Here is an 18721-nt window from a genome sequence, read left to right as displayed (position 1 = left end):
AAATTATCTATTCATTAAAAGTAACTTTGTACTATTGAACCTGAATTTAATCAAGTGTTGTTGGATTATAAAATTGTCTATTTTCTAAACCAAAAATTCTTTCTGTAAATTGACCTTTTTCTGTTTTTTTGAAAGCTTTATCAAACATGTTCATTTTAGCATCAATATTATCTATAAAGTAAAGTATTTCAGCTTCCTTTAAATGAGGCAATTTAGGCGATCCAAACTCCATTTTACCATGATGCGCTAAAATCATATGTCTAAGTAACATAACCTCTTCTCCATCAATGCCTAACTCTTTGGCTGTTTCAGCAACTTCATCACTTGCTATAGAGATATGACCAAGTAAATTTCCTTCAACAGTATAGGTCGTCGCCACTGGACCACTCAATTCTCTTACTTTACCTAAATCATGCAAAATGATAGCACTATATAATAGACTTCTATTCAACAGAGGATAAATATCACATACAGATTTTGCTATACGCAACATTGTTAAAACATGATAACTCAATCCACTCGCGAAATTATGATGATGAGAACTAGCTGCTGGATAAGTGAAAAAACGATCTTGATACTTTTTAATTAAATGTCTAGTAATGCGTTGTAAGTTAGCATTTTCAATATCTAACATAAAATGCGATAATTCCTCTTGTATTTCTGTAGGTGACATTGGCGCACCGTCAACAAAGTCTTTAGTTGACACTTTGTCTTCAGCTTGTGCAAGACGTATTTGATGTATTTTCATCTGTTTGCGTCCACGATAATTGATGATATCACCTTTGACATGAACTATTGTTTCTGGTTTTAAAGTTTGCATATCATCTTTCGTAGCAGTCCATAATTTAGCTTCAATATCACCACTTTTATCTTGCAGAAATAGTGTCATGTAATCTTTACCCTGAGCTGTAACACCTTGAGTTGCACGATGGATCAAGAAAAAATGATCCACTGAGTCGCCGGGATTTAATTTTTCTACATTTCTCATTTTTTCCCGCCTTCCTGTAATTTATTTAAAGTTAATACTTCTTTAGCCGGTATGACATGATCTTTTGTACAAGTAAAATAAAGTATTTGATAATGTTCTGATAGTTCTCTCAAATATTTCAACATACGTTCTTTACGATATTTATCAAAATGAACAAATGCATCATCTACAATCACTGGGAATGGATAATACGGTTTTAATACTTTAATAAGACTAATACGTAAAGCCACATATAATAATTCTTTTGTAGATTGACTCAACTCAACTGGCTCAAATACTTGTCCGTTAGAATGCTTTACATGTATTTTATGATTTTCAGTATAATGAATCATATTGTAAGTACCATTTGTTAAATTTTTAAAAATAGATACAGCTTCATTAATCACTTGTGGTAGACGCTTATCTTTTATTTGCTTGATATGTTCTTCCACTAAAGCTTGCATATAACTTAAGCTTGCCCAATCCTTAGCAATATCGTTAAGTCTATTTTTTAAGCTATAATATTCATGTCTTAATTGTGCTAAAGTTCTATCTGTTTCCATATGATTAATCTGAGCATTTAAATCACTAACTTCTGCTTGCATTTCTAAAAATTGATCATTGTAATCGTCAACTTGTTTAGCCAATCTATGATCTTCTTCTTCTAGTTGAGCAGTAGTTTTCTCACTTAATTGCGAACTCATTTCATAAGTGTAATTTTGATTTTCTAAATATTGATTTAAATCATTAAATCGATTTAAATCACTTTGATATGTTTCAAAATGATGATGATGTGTATAATAATCTTCTTCATTATCTACATCAACATAATCAAATAATTGCTTAATCATTTGATTCGTTTCACTTAAGCGTGACTTCAATTGCTTTAATTCATTATTGAGTAATTGCGTTTCAGTTTGATTTTTATTCCAAGCCTCATTTTGTTCTTCTGCATTTTTTAACCACTGTTTCACATCATGGAAGAAAGACATCTGATTAAATAGTTTTAAATGTGGTTCAGTTACAGATTGTGCACGTTCATAAAAGTGATTGATATCTTTTAGCAGATTATTGCGTTGTTGATTTAAATCAATAATGTATTTATCATGCGCTTTAATTTGACCAATGGTTGAGATACTTTCAACCACTAATTCATCAGAAAGTTTTTCTGATAAACGTAACTCTTTTTTTATTTCAATAATGCTATGTTTTAAACTATCTAATCGCTCATTTGCAGTCGTTAATGATTGATTGATATATTGATGTTTTTCTTCAAGTATTTTTTTATTTTTTTTAGCATGACGCCATTGTTCACGAACTTGTTGTTGATATTCTAAATCGAAGTCAAGATTATATTCTTTTTCAAGTTGCGTGAGTTGGTTTTCTAAATCATTAATTTCCTGACTTATTGCTGTGCTATAATCTACTGCTTTAGATCTAGAAAAAATGATACCTACTACAAAAATCACAGTTAATAGAGCAAATATTATACCAAAAATAAGATTTGCAGTGAAAAAAGAAAAAATAGAAAGTGCTGCTGATAGAATAGTCAAAACAATAAATCCTATTCTCAAAAACTTTTGTCTTTTATTTTTTTGTGTTTGTTCTTCTTCAAAAGTTTCTTTTAACTTTTCATACAAGTTCTCTTTTTCATGTAATTCTAAAACTTGTTGTGTATATTCCTTTTTCTTTTCAAAGGTTTCGTCAGGAACAAGCTCATTCTCAACTTGATTAATCTCATTAGAATTAGAGTTTCTTTCAATTTTATTTTCTTCAAGTCCACGTTCTAACTGATTGATATAAGCAATTTGTTCTTGCTTGCCTAATACTAAATCACTCATATGACTTTTCATCGCTTCAGTACTGTCTGTGTCGTAAAACACTTCTTGCCAACCTATATTAGATTGAAGAGCTTCTAGTTCACGTTGCTTATCAGCAATATCTTTCTCTATTGAACGTAACTCAAATTCTTTTTGTTTAATTTCAGTCTCTTGTTGATAAAGGCTATTAAACGAATCAATATACTTTTGGTCTACTGGATTGATGGACTCCGCCTCTTTATTTAATATGCTTAATCTTTCTTCTCGCAAACTTTTATCTCGTTCAAGTGATTGTTTGTGAGATTTAGCAGTTTCGTATCTATCTATCCCTTTTTCAGGAAAATTTATAGGCTCTATATTAAGCGACTGTTCTAACCTTTTCCATTCTTGTGTTTGATCGTGTAGAGCAACCTCTTTTTGTTTTTGCTCATGCATTTTTGATAATTGATTTAAATTTTGCTTCAAATTTTCTAGTCTTCTTGATGATTTATCTTTATCGTCTACAAGTCGATGATATGTATCAAGTTTACTTTCTTCATTTCGAATTTGATTTTCTAATTGTTTAAGTTGCTCAATTTGTTGATTAATAATTGGATTTTTTCCAGATTTTTTATATAATTCTTCTTTCTTTTGTCCAATTCTATCTCTCATACTTGTAAATTCAGTTGATCCAAGTGCACCTGCTTCTAATAAATAATCTTGTAGTTGCTCTTCATCTAGATTTTTATGAATATCTTGAAGACCTAAAACATCAAAAGAGAATATACCTTGATATGTTTTCTTTGAAATGTAATTAAGTTTTTTATTTAGCCAAACTTCATCTCGAATAGTACCATCTTTAAGATAAATTTTGACATCTCCATGAGCACTTCCCTTGATTCTCTCAACCTCTGCTTCAATGCCATCGTCGAAAATGAGTGATAATTTCCCACCATATTGATTACCTAATCTTGGTTCTAAACGTGGTTCTTTGGACTTTTTAGTAGGAAATCCGAACAAAATAGAGTGAATAAATGCTTGAATAGTAGATTTACCAGCTTCATTCTCACCAAATATCTCAGTAAATTGACGATTAAATTCAATTTTACGTTGAACAAATTGGCCATATCCGTATATTTCTAATGATTTAATTATCATTTTGTTCACCTCTCATTTCATCCTTTAAAAGTCTTTCTGCATGATTGACTAACTCAACTTTATCAAATTCATTATAGTCATCTAAAAACTTAGAAGCCCTTGGATTAAGATATAAATCAGTCATTGCCGAATCAAAAAGTGACGCATCATCAAGTAATTCTGGTGAAAACTCTTTAACTATTGGCATTTCGTCATTTTGAACATATTGAAGATTTAAATCTTCAATAAAAACAAATTGATTTTCGTTTTCTTCGAACTCAGTAATCATTTCTTTTAATTGAATTAAATCTTGTGGTGCAATAATGTCTTCACTATTAATGCGTACGTTCAATCTATAAAATGATTTCCCTTCAGTTCTTACTTTATCTTTAAAAGATTGAATAACATCATAAAGTCCTTGTTTAGATGTATGATCAGTTTCAATTGTAGCTTCTTCAAATTTAATAAATTGAGTAGGATAAAATTGTGTAGTGAGTTTAAGATGATCACCTTCGACCAATAGACAACCTTTTTCTCCTAATTCATTGAAATGTCTTCCTTGGATATTACCTGGATAGTTAATGACTGGCATGTCACTTAACTGTTCACGTTGGTGTATATGTCCTAATGCCCAGTAGTGGTATAAACGTTGATTTAAGTCTTCTAACCTAAATTCAGTATAACGGTCTTTCACCGAAGATTTACTATAAGTTCCATGTAATACACCAATATGTATGCCCTTCTGACCTTGACTTGATGGGTATGCGTCTATTTTATTTTCATAACTCGCATCATTTTGATAGCTGAATCCATGAATATAAATTGTTTCTCCTGATTTAGTGATAGCTTGATATGTCTCTACTTGATTTGAAAATACGGATACGTTATTAGGCCACTGACTTGTTATTTTAGAAGTAAGAGGATCGTGGTTGCCATGGCAAATATAAACAAATATTTGTTCTTTTCTTAATCTTTCAAATTGTTCATTTAAAAAGACTTCAGCACGCAATGTACGATTCTCACTATCAAATAAATCACCTGCTATAATAATAAAATCGACTTCCTGTTTTAAAGCTAAGTCGACTATGTTTTTAAAACTTTCATATGCACTCTTTTGGACATCTTCAAAAATATTTGGACTAAGATAACTTTTAGATTTGAAAGGACTGTCCAAATGCAAATCAGCACAGTGTATAAATTTAACCATAAGTTTGATTCTCCTTAGAATATCTGCAAAGTTAATTGAAAAAATGTACAAGATTGTTTATACATTAATGTGATGCATAAAGTATATAAACTAAAATTTTACAGTATGAATGATGAGAAATAACTTTACCTTATATTCTTTCATTTTACCATATCTGTTTGTTGACAGTCGATGAAGAATCCATGGATTTAAAAATAATAAAATATAAATAAGAAAGCCTGGAACAATTATTATGTCCCAGGCTCAATCAAAGTAGATATTGATTAACTATTAGTCAGCGTAAATTTCATCTAAAGGTTTTACGATGATTTGATTAATTTCTTGGAATACTTGGCTCATTTTTTGCTCAGCATTCATTAATTCAGAAATATTTTCATCTTTTTCTATAGCTTGAGCTTGTTCTTGAGCTTTTTGTAAATCTTCTTCAGGAATTTCTTCCCCTTGCATTTGTTTTTGTTGGAAGCTCATTTGAGTTTCACGGAATTCATCAAATAATTTTTTTGATTCTTCGTTTTCTTTTACTTTAGCAAATGCATCTTTAATAGCTTTATATTCATCACTATCTCTTAAAGCTTGTTCTAATTGATTTGCATAATCATATAAATTTACTGCCATAAGTCTTTGCACTCCTTTGAGTTAATTTGTGTTTTTAACCACTCACAGAATACTTTAACATATCTGTCACCATTAGACAAAGATTGCAATCACTCCTTGGAAAAATCCAATGATACCTCCTAATATAAACCCTAATGTCATGATTAATTTTAATTCTTTGTTGGCAATATCAATAATTAGATTTTCAATATACTTTAAGTCAAATGTATTAATCTGTTCTTCAACTAATTGACGTAAATTAATCTTTTTCATAATGTTTGTTAAATGTTTTGAAGTACCTTTAATAATAAAATCAGTCATACGTTTTGATGTATCATCTTCTAGGAATTGAATAAACTGCGGAACAACTTGTTTGATAGGTCTCTCTGTTTTATCTTTTAGATTTAAATAAGTTTTTAATTCATTAAGTACTAATTGACTATAATTTTTAAATTGTTGTTCTTTAATGATCTCATCTAAGTTCTTATCTTTAAATGTTTCATACTCATCATTTAATACTTTAGTAATTATTTTTTGAGATTGAGGATGTTGAGTTAGTCTAATCAACTCATGTTGAATTCTGTCAGCAATGCTTTCTTTTGTCATAAACATTTGTAGTAAACCAATGATGCGTCCCTTTTCATTGAAAAATGTGTCTAACATTTCATAAATATCACGTTCACCTTTTTCAGAACTTAAATAATTTCTAGCCCTTTCACATAGGAAGTCAGTAATATATTCTATTTGACCTTTACATTGATCTAAGAAAGACTGAGGTAATATTTCACTTAACTTTCTATATTTATTTGACTCATACCAAAAGTTTAGTTTATTTAGAAATTTAGTAGTCAATTTATAATCTACCAACTCATTAACATCTATCCCTAAAAATCCAGCTATTTTTTTTATTGTCACATCATCATTTTTTAATTTACTTATTTGTTTATGGATTAATTGCTGTATCATATTTCTCGATTGCGGTTGATTTAACTTCTGTCGAATTAGTTCTTCAGTAATAAGATGTTCCTCAATAACTTGTCCAATTTTTCTGGCGATTTCCTCACGACGTTTTGGGATCAAACCTGGTGTGAATGGAATACGAAACCTAAAAATATAATACGGTTTAAATGGATGAAATAACATTTTAATTGCAATCATATTAGTTACTCCACCAATTATTGCTCCTAAAATTATCATAAAAACTACTAATAATATGGTATGCATCATATAAACTCCCTTTAAATAGAAAATGTTTCAAAACTATTTCATTTTACTCACTTATAAAAAAACGATGAAACCAAAAAGTTGTCTCATCGTCTAACACTTATGCTCCTATATTTTTTATGATATTAGATCAAAGTGATTCAATCATAAAATGATTCTTCTATCACTTATGTATTTATGTTTATACGTGTATTAATTCTTCTTTAGCATTTCTATTGAAGTAAGTTTCAGCTTCCCTCATTTTTGAAGTACCAAAGATTGGCTGTTTTTCATTATTGAGAACACGATAAATGTTACTTACTTTATTACTTTGTAAAATGAAACCATTACGTGTATCAATAGTATTCCAGTAAATATCACTTGTTGTTGAGTGATTTGGATAAGCACAATGGTTTCTAGAAATTGTTTGTACAATTTCGAGCGGATCACAACCGAATGTACTATTTAATACATCTGAATCTCTGAATAAAGCACAAATTGATACGCATGTAGTCCAGTTTGGTAGAACTCTTTCTTTTTCAATTTGAACCAATGTTTTTTTGGAAAGTCCAATGGTTTGTGCCATTGTATCTTGAGTATAGCCTGCTTCTATACGGACCATCTTAAATTTTGTTTGAATTAAATCTGTGAAACTCTGTCTATCCATTCTATTTATCTACCTTTCTCATTGGAAATATTTTATCCGGACACAAGAAATTGCAATAATACACATTTCTTGAAACACAAATTACATCTTAATATATTTTCAATAAAAATAAAAGAGTAAATACGTTTTTGAGTCTATTTTTATAATAGGCATAATTATCAAAATAATTAGACAGTGATATTAATCTACAAGCAGAAATTTAATTGCTGTAAGTGCTATTGGCTAAAACTCAACTTAACACAATTACACTCATAAAAATCAATGTAATTTTTAAATCAATTTATTTTCCATTGCATAAATAGCGGCTTGAGTTCTATCGGAGACTTCTAGTTTGCTAAAAATATGACTCACATGTGTTTTTACTGTCTTTTCTGATACAAACAATGCTCTTGCAATTTCTTTATTTGTTTTACCTTTAACCATTTCCTTAAGCACTTCTTTTTCACGTTTAGATAACTTATTCGTATAATGCGGTTTTTTTGATACGGCCTTAATCACGCTTTTAGCTTGAGGATGTATGATACGTTCACCTTGCAAAACTTTATGAATTGTCTCAATTAACTTTTGAGGTTCAACATCTTTCATTTCATACCCATCAGCTCCTTTATCAATAGCTGAAATAACATGTTCATCATCTACATAGCTCGTAAGTACTAATACTTTGATTTCAGGATATTGTTGTTTGAGTATTTCAGTAATTTCTATACCATTCATCTCTGGCATTACTAAGTCTAAAAGCACGATGTCCGGTCTTTCATTGTTTTTTAAATAAGATAAAAATGTTGCGCCATCTTTAAAACCCTTTAAAACTGATAAATCATCTACAGTTGATAATAAAAACTCTAAACCTTGCCTTACAATATAGTGATCATCGACGAGAATGACTTTATGCATAAGGATGCTCCTTTAACTTCAATGGAATTTTAATATAAATCCGAGTGCCCTGATTTATTTTTGATTCTATAGTAACTTTACCGTTCAAATACTGTGTACGTTGCTTTATGTTTTTTAAACCATTAAATAAAAACGTATTAATTGATTGCGTGTCAAAACCTTGACCGTTATCTCTAATATCTACCTCAAGATAATCAACATTTTGTGATAAATCAAGATAAACTTTGTTAGTTTTAGCGTGCTTAATAACATTATTCATTGCTTCCTGAATAATTCTGTATACATTTTCTTCGATATCATTAGATAAATCTATTAGTCCATTAATAGTAACTTTCAAATCTAATCCTAACATTTTACTATAATAGTGTAATGCATGAATTAAGCCTTGTTCTAATCCAACTGGTTTTAGTTGCCAAATCAGTGCTCTCATTTCATTTACTGCATTTTGACTTGTTTCCTCAATAGTCTTAAAAGCTCTTTGCGCTTGCTCGTCAGTAGTTATCCCTTTTGCAGCGTGAGCCGTTAATTTTAAAGAAAATAACATTTGATTTACTGAATCATGTAAGTCTCTAGCTAGTCGATTACGTTCATTAATTTTGGCATTTTCTTTTTCTTTATTAGTTAGCTGAATTCTCTTTATAGCTGAACCAATTTGAAATGCTACAGATTCTAATAGTTCTAAGTCTTCTTCACTATAATGTTCTTTGTTAGGAGATGCTACGTTAAGCAAACCGAATCTTTCGCTCCCAGACTGCAATGGAACAGTAGCATGATGAGTAATATGATTCGTTTCTTTATCATAAGCATGATTAGCTAAATTGATTCTAGAACAATTTATTATATTAGAAGCTTTAGTTAATTTATGATTTTGATATGCTTGCACACACCAACAAGAACCATTTGTCAAATAGTAACAATGGTTTTTAGATAAAGCTTCAGGTAAATCTACAGAGGAAACTAAATCATGGTGCCCCTCTTCATCAATATAGAAAATCCAACCAGTTGAAAAGTCGCTCCCATTTATAAGTAAACGCAAAGCTCCTTGCATCATGCTATATATTTCAGTTTCTTCATTTAGAAATTCGGCTATTTCCTTAAGTAATGCAAGTCTAGTTGGTTTCTCCATTTTATCCCCTCAAATTTAGCATTTTATCATTATTATACATCTCATTCTTTGTTTTTAAAAACTCACAATGTCGATGTTATTAAAACTTTCAAAATAAAACAAGTTATAGAGTCGTGCAAATATATGATATGATAGAACTGAGTTTATAGGAGGAAAAAATGAAATTTACAATACCTAAACAATTTAACGATTATACATTGAGAGAGATTTTCCAATATTTAAAATTACCTAAAAAAGACTTACATCAACTGAATATGTCTAAAGAAATTTTAATTAATAAAGAGTACGGTACATTATTAAATAATGTTAAAACTGGTGATCATGTTGAGATACCAACCCCTAATGAAGTAAGTAATTATTTACCAAGTTATCGATATGCTCAAATTTATTACGAGGATGATGACTTGGCCATTGTCATGAAACCAAAAGGTGTTAAAACGCATCCCAATGATTTAAAAGAGAGCAACACACTTATGAACCATGTGATTTACACTGTTGATAGTGAATATGTTGAGCCCATACATCGACTAGATCAAGAAACAGTAGGTTTATTGATAGTTGCTAAAAATCCGCTTATGAAAAAAATCTTAGACCGAATGTTAGAATATAATGAAATTACGCGTATATATAAAGCAAATGTCAAAGCGTTGTTACCTATTAAGCCACAAACGATAGATATGCCTATTGGTAAAGATAAATTTCATTCAAACAAACGAAGAATTTCCAACACAGGTCAACGTGCAATCACTCACATTATTAACTCTAAAATGATTAAAGAAGGTGTATGTCAACTCGACATTAAACTAGATACAGGTCGAACACACCAAATTCGTGTGCACCTTGCTGAGATTGGCCATCCAGTTATTGGGGATCCACTTTATGGAACTTCAACATTACGACAATTAGAGCTAAATAGTCATCAAATTGAATTTACTCATCCACTGACTCAAGAAATTATTTCTGTAAGTCTAGATGATAAATAGCAATATGTCGATGTTATCATTAACATTAAGTTAAATATCGAATTAAAAACTATATTATTTTAACTATTAATTAATGAAATAGGACAGAATGTTTTATTAAAAAAGTCAACATAACACCTAATTTCATCTTTCTCATTGCCAAACTACTAATATAGAGGCTGGGGCATAATTCCTAGCAAAATAGCCAGTAAATGAGTTTTTTATAAATTCATTTACTGGCTTGTTTATTTACAATAATTCGTATTGTTGGGTCGCTTTCTTAGGGGACAGCTTCAGCTTGTAGTCTTCAGCTTGTCCTGTTCCCTCAAGAGTCTCGCCAAAATACTTTGTTTTTATATGCAATTTTTATAATCTAGAAAATCAATGTGGGTCTACCATATCTTCTGGTTTTATCCACTCTTCAAATTGTGATTCAGTTACATATCCACTTTCTATTGCAGATTCTTTTAAAGTAAGTCCTTCTTTGTGTGCCTTTTTAGCTATTTGAGCTGCTTTCTCATATCCAATATGAGGGTTCAGTGCCGTAACTAGCATTAATGATTGATTTAAATAATTATTAATATTTTCTTCTATCGGTTGAATACCAATTGCACAGTTTTTATTAAAGGTATTCATTCCATCTGCTAATAAGTAAATAGATTGTAAAGTGTTATGCATAATTACCGGTTTAAATACATTTAGTTCAAAATTACCTTGAGAACTTGCGATACCTACCGTCGTATCATTCCCCATGACTTGTACTGCTACCATAGTTAACATTTCACATTGTGTTGGATTTACTTTTCCTGGCATAATAGAAGATCCAGGTTCATTTTCTGGAATTGAAATCTCAGCAAGACCTGCACGCGGTCCAGAGGCTAGCCATCTAATATCATTTGCAATTTTCATTAAATCTGTCGCTAGCGCTTTTAATGTTCCATGTAATTGTACAATTTCATCATGAGAAGTTAAAGCATGAAATTTGTTTTCAGATGATACGAAAGCATACCCTGTGTTTTGGGAAATATATTTGGCTACTTTATGACCAAATTCTGGATGAGCATTAATTCCCGTTCCTACTGCAGTTCCACCAATTGCTAAATTTAAAATATGCTTTTTTGATTCTGATAGTAATTGCTCACATTTTTCTAACATATAGCGCCAACCACTTATCTCTTGACCTAGTTTAATAGGCGTTGCATCTTGCAAATGTGTGCGTCCAATTTTAATGATTGATTGATATTGGTCTTCTTTTTCTTTAAAAGTTTGACGTAAATGGTTAAGTGCTGGCTCTAACTTAGTTTCAACTTCATGGAACAATGCGACATGCATAGCTGTAGGAAATGTATCATTTGAACTTTGAGATTTATTTACATCATCATTTGGATGGATAGTTTCCTTACTTCCATGTTTCTTAAGGTATTCATTAGCTACATAGCTTACGACTTCATTTACATTCATATTGCTTTGAGTACCACTACCTGTTTGCCAAATCACAAGTGGAAAATGATTATCTAGTTCTCCATTTAAAATACGATCACAAGCATAAACGATGGCGTTCTTTTTTTCATCACTCAATTTTCCTAATTCATGATTTGCTAAGGCTGCACCTCTTTTTAGTTGAGCAAATCCGTAAATGACTTGTATAGGCATATGCTCTTTGCCGACTGGAAAATTTCGTTTACTTCTTTCAGTCTGTGCACCCCAATATTTGTCTTCTGGTACTTCAATTTCTCCAAATGTATCATGTTCAATTCTGACTGACATTTATATCGCTCCCCCTATTGTTCTTTGTTTAATTGTAGTATAGCACTATTTAAATTGTATGAGCAATGTTGAAATAAACCGTTTACATTTAAAAGAAAATTTTTCCTATTAAAATAAAAATGAGTCCTAAATGATTTTTTTCATGTTCATTTATGACTCATATATTAAATTATTTCTTACTTATTTAATTCTTAGATTGCTGATATTTTGCTTTAGTAGCCTGAACAATAGCAATTGCAGTTAAAACAAATAGTATCACGCCTATAGTGAGAGTAACAGGACTTATACTTACTAAAACACCTAAAAATCCTGGTAATTCATTATAAAAATCATCCAAGGTGTATGTCAAAACTCCCGTTATTAATAGACAACAAATCACACTGATCACCACACCAGACTGATTACTTTTTATAAATGTATGTACATTGACATTATCAATAAGACCTTTTGATAAATTAAGCTGAAGTTGTACAATTTTGAACAGTAGTGGCAAGTATAAAGCGCCTAAAGCAAGTGGAAAACCTTTTATAGATATCAAACTCACTATAACAGTAACTATGACAAAGTGAATCCAGTATTTTCTTAACATTTAATTAATCTCCTTGTGTTAATGACTGTAAGTATCATATCATAACCAATCAAAAGGAGTGAATATTTTTACAACAAATCATGTGAAAGATAATACAATGCAAAAATCCAATAACTTAACATACTGATAAGTTACTGGATTTTTATGAAATCTATTTACTGTTTTTTTAAATCTGAACGAACTTCGTTATCATGAGATTGATTTAATTTTTCTTCATCATTTTCCTGTGAAATCTGTTCCATTTCTTTTCCTAATTCTTTTAAATCATCTAAGTCGGTAACCATAGCATTTTCTTCTTCATGATAATTTAATTTGGAATCTTTTTTGTTCGCCATCATTTATCCCTCACAAACTTATTTTATGCAAAACGTGCAGTGAAGTACTCTTTTACGTCTTCAGGTAAGCCTGCAGCCGCTTCTTTATCTAAGATAACATTGACCATACGGTGTGCTTTTAAATCCGATGGTTCAAAACTAGTCTTACCATTTTCACGGTAAAGTTTTTCTACCATATCGCGTTTATTAGCACCAGTAATAACTAAGAAAATTTCTCTAGCTTCCATCAAACCTTGACGAACGCTAATGTCAAGTTTACCATTTTCATCAATCGTAAGGACTTGCATTGTCAGTTTGCCTTTATTTTCTTTAGTCTTAATCTTATCTGAGATAAAGTCAATTGCATCATTTTCGTAAGAAATGGAATAAATTTGGCCTGTTGGCACACCCAAAGCCTCATAATAAGAATGATTATCATCATAATCTAAAATATTTATTTGACTGAAATCAACTGTATGATTTTCTACATTTTTCTTAAGTTCATCAAACACTGGTGCATGTTCTTTGCTCAAATGAAATCCTGCAATAGTAGTTGGATTATTATTAAACTGCTTACGTAGAATATCTGCAGTATATTCTGCTACTTTTTCACTATTATCAAATACTTTAAAATTCATTGCCATGTTAACTACACTCCTCTAAGTTTGCTCTTTTATTTAAGTCGATTTAATTTAAAGTATACCCTTTGTATTAATTATCAAACTATTATTTTTTATTGGCTCACAATTAATATAACATTTCTTGGGTTTATCTTGCATTTACTTTATCTATTAGCGTTAATTATGAAAGGTTAGGATAATCTTGTTGTCTCAAAGCTTCGTAAATCAGTAAAGCAGCAGTATTAGAAAGATTAAGAGAGCGTATATTGTCACTCATTGGAATTCTTAAAGCTGTTTTTGCATATTTCTCCTTAACCCATTCAGGAAGACCAGTAGTTTCTTTACCAAAGATAAAATAATAATCCTCATTAGTATTAGAAAAATTAAAATCGCTGTAGGTCTGTTTACCAAATTTTGTTAATAAATAGTAATGACCTTCTGTATTAGCAAAAAATTCCTCAATACTATCGTGATATGTAATATTAACATGCTCCCAATAATCAAGTCCTGCACGTTTTAACATTTTGTCTTCCGTACTAAAGCCGAGTGGTTTAATTAGATGAAGATGGGTTAAAGTACCCGCACAAGTACGTGCAATATTTCCTGTATTTGCTGGTATTTCTGGTTGATATAGTACAATATGATTTGTCATTTTTGTTCTCTCCTCATTTGCAAACCTTTTTTCATTTCGAGCTGCACTTCTTCAATCTCATTTTCATAATGCTCATCAATAAAAGATATAGCATCATCCTCTAAAATTTGTCCAATTGCCCAATATGCAGTACCTCTAATCATAGGTCTTGGATCATTTAATGCAACTTCTTTTAGTTCTGGTATAGCACTTTCTTCTTTAAAATGTGCCAAAGCTATAATAGCATTTCTTTGTATTGGTTTTTTACCTCTCCAAGCACCTGCCAAATGCCCATATGTACTTTTAAATTTCTTGTTGCTCATTTGAAGTAAAGGTACAAGACGTGGTTTCAAAATTTCAGGTTCCAAGACAATATCATCATGCTGAGTATTAATACCACGATTTTTAGGACAAACTTGTTGACATGTATCACACCCATATAATCTATTTCCAATTTTATATCGATATTCATCTTGAAGATAACCTTTAGTTTGAGTTAAAAAACTAATACATTTTTGGCTATTTAACTGACCATTTCCAACAAGTGCACCTGTTGGACAGCGATCAACACAAATTGTGCAGTCACCACAACTATCTAATAAAGGATCATCAGGTTCAAACGGTATACTTACTAACATTTCACCTAGGTAAGACCAAGTCCCTAATTCAGGAGAAATCACAAATCCATTCCTACCCGTGAATCCTAATCCAGCTCTTTCTGCTACTGCTCTATCTGACAATACACCGGTATCAACCATCGATTGGATTTCGACATCAGGTACTTTTTCTTTGATGAAATCAGCTAATTTATCAAGTCTCTTACGCATAATGCTATGATAATCTTGGCCCCATGATGCTCTTGCAAACATGCCTCTACGATCACCTTTAACACTTTTTGGTGCACCTTTAAGTTTATTAGGATAACCCACAGCTATTGCAATAATAGAACGTGCGCTAGGTAAGCTTAGTTTAGGTTCTGTACGTAATGATATATTTGATTCCTCAAAACCCGATGCATACCCTTTTGCATGGTATTCCTCTAATTTTTGTTTCAATTCATCAAAAGGATCTGCAGTAGTAAATCCAATACTATCAATGCCTATAGAATGAGCAAAGTCTATAATTTCTTTTTTTAGTTTATTGTTCATTAGCTTTGCCACCTTTTTAAAATTACATATGCTATTCTAACATAAGATTATGTATCAGAGTTGGCATAATATTGTGATGATAAAAAAATATAGAAGTTGGGACAAAAAAGTCCACGATAAGTAAATAAAGACAATTTCTATTGAAATAATATAGAAATTGTCTTTTTTAAATTTTTTTATTATTTTCAGCTCGTTGAGCTTTTACTTTATTATATTAAGCAACGATAATGTCTGAATTCATCGAATTCAGTATCGGGAATTGTTTCTGCAATATCATTTACATGTCGTGAAATATCATTCGCGGGGATAAGAGCTGAAGTTTCCATTAGTAGAGTATGTTGAGTCATGTTATAGTCTTTATACATAAGGCACCTCGTTAATTTTGTTTATTGGTATTTATTAAATTATACGAAAGGGCCTTAATTTTTAAAAGTATTTTAATGTAAAATTACATATGAATACAAAGTATTTTGGCGAGACTCTTGAGGGAACAGGACAAGCTGAAGACTACAGGCTGAAGCTGTCCCCTAAGAAAGCGAGCCAACAATACGAAGTATTGTAAATAAAGATGCCAGTAAATGGATTTATGTAAACCTATTACTGACTTTTTTGCTAGGAATTATGTCCCAGCCTCTTTACAAATTTTGTAGCGAATCGATATTTATATTTAAAAATCCATGTTTTAGATAACTTTGACCCTATTTACCATTTTAAACTTAAGACAACAATTTGTTTCCAAACTTCTATAAGTATTTTCATGATATACTAATTCTCTTTTAAAAGTTTAAAATGATGTCACTATAACAAATTCGTTAACTCAGTATAGTAAACTTTGACTTTTATCATTCGAAAACATAAATTTTATAACACTCGTGATAAAAAATTTTCAGTTCGACTGTGCTGAGGATTTTCAAATATGTTTTGTGGTGTACCAGATTCAACCACAACACCATCGGCCATAAATACTACTTTATCACTTATTTCTTTAGCAAAGTTCATCTCATGCGTGACAATCACCATTGTCATACCTTCATTCGCTAATTGTCTCATTACTTTTAAAACATCCCCTACTACTTCAGGATCAAGTGCAGATGTTGGTTCATCAAATAACATAACATCAGGTTCCATTGCCAAAGCTCTTGCAATAGCAACTCTTTGTTTTTGACCTCCAGACAGTTGATTAGGATATGAATCTGCTTTGTCTTTAAGCCCCACTTTTTCAAGTAAATATAAAGCTTTCTCTTTTAATTGATCTTTACTATCTTTATGTAATAAAAGTGGTGCCAACATTACATTTTCAATGACCTTTTTATGAGGAAATAAATTAAAATTTTGAAATACCATACCCATTTTTTGTCGTAAATTATCTAAATGAACATTATGTTGAGTTAATTCATTATCTTCAAATATAACTTTACCTTTTGAAGGTACATCTAACAAATTCATACAACGGAGTAAAGTGCTTTTACCACTTCCAGATGGTCCAATTATTGCAACCACTTCACCCTTTTCAACAGTAAGATTAATATCTCTCAATACTTCATTTGCTCCAAATTTTTTATTTAAATTTTTAATATTAATCACTGGCACTCATTCTCCCTTCAATAAAATTCATAACACGTGTAAGTGCAAATGTAAGTAAGAAATATAGTAATGCTGCAACTAACAATGGTGTGAAAGGATCAAAAGATATCCCTTGTACAACTTGTGCATTAAACATGATTTCACTCACTCCAATTGTGGAAACTATAGACGATTCTTTAATCAAGGTTACAAATTCATTACCTAATGCAGGTAAAATTTTCTTAATTGCCTGTGGCATAACTACTGATTGCATAGTCTGTCTATAATTCAATCCTAAACTTCTAGCAGCTTCAGTTTGTCCTTTATCTACAGCATTAATACCAGCTCTAATAATCTCGGCAATGTAGGCTGAAGAATTTATAACAAGCGCAATAGTACCACAAATTAAAGCTGAAATATCTAACCCCAAAGCTGCAGTAGTCCCAAAAAATACAATAAACACTTGCACAAGCATAGGAGTACCTCTTAAAAATTCTATGTATATACTTGCTATCCATTGTAATGGTCTAATTTTACTTATTTTTAATAAAGCTATAAAAGAGCCTAAAATAGACCCCAATACCACACCTACTAATGAAATCAAAATAGTATTTTTAATTCCTTTAATGAAAAAACTGCCATATTTAGAAATAAAATTTCCATCATCTTGCATATCTTCGGCTGCTTTTGTCATGTATTGATCAATTAAATTTTTTTCTTTTACATTATCAATCGTTTGATTTAGCTTATCTAAAAGTACAGGAGAGTTCTTAGGAACAGCTATACATGTTTGTTTCTTTTCTTCATTAAATTTAATCTTTGAAAATGTTAGTTCTGAATTTTGTTTTAAATATGCCTCACCTACTGGTTTTTCAACAACTACACCTGCTACTTTTCCACTTTTTAAAGATAATATAGCTTCAGGTAATCTATTGAGTGAAGAAATTTTACTATCTTCAATCTCAGTTTGTGCAATTTTTTCTTGATCTGTCCCTTTTTGCGCAGCAATTTTTTTGCCTTCAAAATCTTTGATGTTTTGATAACGTTTTGCATCATCTTTTTTAATCATCATCACATTATTTGTAATCATGTAAGGTTTTGTAAAATCCACTTCTTTTTTTCGTTCGGGAGTTGTTGTCATACCGGAGATAATAATATCGATTTTACCGGTCTTAAGTGCACCTAATAAGCTATCAAATTGCATGTTTACAATTTTTAGCTTTAGATGATTATCTTTCGCAATCTTTTTAGCTAATTCTATATCTACACCCGCATATTCAGTTTTACCATGTATCGTCTTTTCAAATTCTAAAGGTGCATAATCAGCTGACAATCCAACTCTTAGTTCTCCTCGATTTTTTATTTTAGTCCAATTTTCATCTTCATTTGCATATGTACTCGGACTGATGAATAAGGTGAAAGTACTTAACATTATTATTATGATTGATAGCATTTTGAACAAACACTTCATTGTTTTGACCCCCTTTTTAATAATTATACATTATTATACATAAATACACATATTCGCGCAAT

18 protein-coding genes are annotated in these 18721 nt (G+C 30.7%); 1 reads left to right on the top strand and 17 read right to left on the bottom strand.

Going from position 1 to position 18721, the window contains the following annotated elements; genetic code table 11:
• Positions 1 to 46 precede the first annotated feature (46 nt).
• From yhaM to FNL83_RS05000, 8 genes are all read right to left on the bottom strand, one after another.
• A complete protein-coding gene (gene yhaM / locus FNL83_RS05035) occupies positions 47 to 988 on the bottom strand; it encodes a 3'-5' exoribonuclease YhaM (protein WP_002456351.1) in 942 nt (313 codons plus the stop codon).
• Positions 985 to 3924 carry an ATP-binding protein gene (locus FNL83_RS05030; RefSeq protein WP_002456350.1) on the bottom strand — a complete coding sequence of 980 codons (2940 nt, stop codon included), beginning with the start codon at positions 3922 to 3924 and terminating at the stop codon, positions 985 to 987. The genes yhaM and FNL83_RS05030 overlap by 4 nt, the downstream gene beginning before the upstream one ends.
• A complete protein-coding gene (locus FNL83_RS05025) occupies positions 3914 to 5110 on the bottom strand; it encodes a metallophosphoesterase family protein (protein ID WP_001829843.1) in 1197 nt (398 codons plus the stop codon). The genes FNL83_RS05030 and FNL83_RS05025 overlap by 11 nt, the downstream gene beginning before the upstream one ends.
• Positions 5111 to 5380: 270 nt before the next feature.
• A complete protein-coding gene (locus FNL83_RS05020; protein WP_001829805.1) occupies positions 5381 to 5725 on the bottom strand; it encodes a YlbF/YmcA family competence regulator in 345 nt (114 codons plus the stop codon).
• A gap of 72 nt (positions 5726 to 5797) precedes the next feature.
• The gene (locus FNL83_RS05015) at positions 5798 to 6928 is read right to left on the bottom strand and encodes a DUF445 domain-containing protein (RefSeq protein ID WP_002485606.1); all 1131 of its coding nucleotides are present in this window, start codon (positions 6926 to 6928) and stop codon (positions 5798 to 5800) included.
• A 181-nt stretch (positions 6929 to 7109) separates the two neighbouring features.
• Positions 7110 to 7574, bottom strand: a complete 465-nt coding sequence (gene xdrA, locus FNL83_RS05010) for an XRE family transcriptional regulator XdrA (protein ID WP_001829807.1) — start codon at positions 7572 to 7574, stop codon at positions 7110 to 7112.
• Between the two features lie 270 nt (positions 7575 to 7844).
• Positions 7845 to 8468, bottom strand: a complete 624-nt coding sequence (locus tag FNL83_RS05005; RefSeq protein WP_001829810.1) for a response regulator — start codon at positions 8466 to 8468, stop codon at positions 7845 to 7847.
• Entirely contained in the window at positions 8461 to 9594 is a 1134-nt protein-coding gene (locus FNL83_RS05000; RefSeq protein ID WP_001829819.1) for a GAF domain-containing sensor histidine kinase, read from the bottom strand. The genes FNL83_RS05005 and FNL83_RS05000 overlap by 8 nt, the downstream gene beginning before the upstream one ends.
• Before the next feature lie 158 nt (positions 9595 to 9752).
• On the opposite strand from FNL83_RS05000, the gene FNL83_RS04995 reads away from it, so the two are divergent.
• Positions 9753 to 10577: an RluA family pseudouridine synthase gene (locus FNL83_RS04995; protein WP_001829804.1), complete on the top strand. Its 825-nt coding sequence runs from the start codon at positions 9753 to 9755 to the stop codon at positions 10575 to 10577.
• 360 nt (positions 10578 to 10937) lie between these two features.
• Here FNL83_RS04995 and fumC read toward each other — a convergent pair whose 3' ends face one another.
• From fumC to FNL83_RS04955, 9 genes are all read right to left on the bottom strand, one after another.
• Positions 10938 to 12323 carry a class II fumarate hydratase gene (gene fumC / locus FNL83_RS04990; protein ID WP_001829862.1) on the bottom strand — a complete coding sequence of 462 codons (1386 nt, stop codon included), beginning with the start codon at positions 12321 to 12323 and terminating at the stop codon, positions 10938 to 10940.
• Positions 12324 to 12507: 184 nt separating this feature from the next.
• Positions 12508 to 12912 (bottom strand): hypothetical protein, encoded by a 405-nt coding sequence (locus tag FNL83_RS04985; protein ID WP_001829818.1) that lies wholly within the window; start codon positions 12910 to 12912, stop codon positions 12508 to 12510.
• 155 nt (positions 12913 to 13067) lie between these two features.
• Complete coding sequence (locus FNL83_RS04980) at positions 13068 to 13247, bottom strand: SAS053 family DNA gyrase inhibitor (protein WP_002468490.1); 180 nt, start codon at positions 13245 to 13247, stop codon at positions 13068 to 13070.
• A gap of 23 nt (positions 13248 to 13270) precedes the next feature.
• Positions 13271 to 13870, bottom strand: coding sequence for a 6-phosphogluconolactonase (locus FNL83_RS04975; protein WP_002456349.1), 600 nt, complete (start codon positions 13868 to 13870; stop codon positions 13271 to 13273).
• Positions 13871 to 14027: 157 nt separating this feature from the next.
• Positions 14028 to 14498 carry a tRNA (uridine(34)/cytosine(34)/5-carboxymethylaminomethyluridine(34)-2'-O)-methyltransferase TrmL gene (gene trmL / locus FNL83_RS04970; protein WP_001829836.1) on the bottom strand — a complete coding sequence of 157 codons (471 nt, stop codon included), beginning with the start codon at positions 14496 to 14498 and terminating at the stop codon, positions 14028 to 14030.
• Complete coding sequence (gene queG / locus FNL83_RS04965; protein ID WP_001829814.1) at positions 14495 to 15625, bottom strand: tRNA epoxyqueuosine(34) reductase QueG; 1131 nt, start codon at positions 15623 to 15625, stop codon at positions 14495 to 14497. The genes trmL and queG overlap by 4 nt, the downstream gene beginning before the upstream one ends.
• Before the next feature lie 209 nt (positions 15626 to 15834).
• Entirely contained in the window at positions 15835 to 15972 is a 138-nt protein-coding gene (locus FNL83_RS12055; RefSeq protein ID WP_064783702.1) for a hypothetical protein, read from the bottom strand.
• Positions 15973 to 16486: 514 nt separating this feature from the next.
• Complete coding sequence (locus tag FNL83_RS04960) at positions 16487 to 17209, bottom strand: amino acid ABC transporter ATP-binding protein (RefSeq protein WP_001829838.1); 723 nt, start codon at positions 17207 to 17209, stop codon at positions 16487 to 16489.
• Positions 17202 to 18620 (bottom strand): ABC transporter substrate-binding protein/permease, encoded by a 1419-nt coding sequence (locus FNL83_RS04955; protein ID WP_002456348.1) that lies wholly within the window; start codon positions 18618 to 18620, stop codon positions 17202 to 17204. Before FNL83_RS04955 ends, FNL83_RS04960 begins: the two co-directional genes overlap by 8 nt.
• Between the last annotated feature and the right edge of the window lie 101 nt (positions 18621 to 18721).

Origin of the sequence: Staphylococcus epidermidis (assembly GCF_006742205.1) — a bacterium.
Taxonomy (GTDB): Bacteria; Bacillota; Bacilli; order Staphylococcales; family Staphylococcaceae; genus Staphylococcus; species Staphylococcus epidermidis.
Note: the sequence above shows the minus strand (reverse complement) of the source record. Positions and strands in the feature narration are given on the sequence as shown.

Bases quoted from the DNA above. Each gene is read 5' to 3' on its own strand.
- fumC (WP_001829862.1), bottom strand. From the start codon at position 12,323: ATGTCAGTCAGAATTGAACATGATACATTTGGAGAAATTGAAGTACCA.
- FNL83_RS05030 (WP_002456350.1), bottom strand. From the start codon at position 3,924: ATGATAATTAAATCATTAGAAATATACGGATATGGCCAATTTGTTCAA.
- FNL83_RS05000 (WP_001829819.1), bottom strand. From the start codon at position 9,594: ATGGAGAAACCAACTAGACTTGCATTACTTAAGGAAATAGCCGAATTT.
- trmL (WP_001829836.1), bottom strand. From the start codon at position 14,498: ATGACAAATCATATTGTACTATATCAACCAGAAATACCAGCAAATACA.
- xdrA (WP_001829807.1), bottom strand. From the start codon at position 7,574: ATGGATAGACAGAGTTTCACAGATTTAATTCAAACAAAATTTAAGATG.
- FNL83_RS05025 (WP_001829843.1), bottom strand. From the start codon at position 5,110: ATGGTTAAATTTATACACTGTGCTGATTTGCATTTGGACAGTCCTTTC.
- FNL83_RS05020 (WP_001829805.1), bottom strand. From the start codon at position 5,725: ATGGCAGTAAATTTATATGATTATGCAAATCAATTAGAACAAGCTTTA.
- FNL83_RS04980 (WP_002468490.1), bottom strand. From the start codon at position 13,247: ATGGCGAACAAAAAAGATTCCAAATTAAATTATCATGAAGAAGAAAAT.
- FNL83_RS05015 (WP_002485606.1), bottom strand. From the start codon at position 6,928: ATGCATACCATATTATTAGTAGTTTTTATGATAATTTTAGGAGCAATA.
- FNL83_RS12055 (WP_064783702.1), bottom strand. From the start codon at position 15,972: ATGACTCAACATACTCTACTAATGGAAACTTCAGCTCTTATCCCCGCG.
- queG (WP_001829814.1), bottom strand. From the start codon at position 15,625: ATGAACAATAAACTAAAAAAAGAAATTATAGACTTTGCTCATTCTATA.
- FNL83_RS04985 (WP_001829818.1), bottom strand. From the start codon at position 12,912: ATGTTAAGAAAATACTGGATTCACTTTGTCATAGTTACTGTTATAGTG.
- FNL83_RS04995 (WP_001829804.1), top strand. From the start codon at position 9,753: ATGAAATTTACAATACCTAAACAATTTAACGATTATACATTGAGAGAG.
- yhaM (WP_002456351.1), bottom strand. From the start codon at position 988: ATGAGAAATGTAGAAAAATTAAATCCCGGCGACTCAGTGGATCATTTT.
- FNL83_RS04955 (WP_002456348.1), bottom strand. From the start codon at position 18,620: ATGTTAAGTACTTTCACCTTATTCATCAGTCCGAGTACATATGCAAAT.
- FNL83_RS05005 (WP_001829810.1), bottom strand. From the start codon at position 8,468: ATGCATAAAGTCATTCTCGTCGATGATCACTATATTGTAAGGCAAGGT.
- FNL83_RS04975 (WP_002456349.1), bottom strand. From the start codon at position 13,870: ATGGCAATGAATTTTAAAGTATTTGATAATAGTGAAAAAGTAGCAGAA.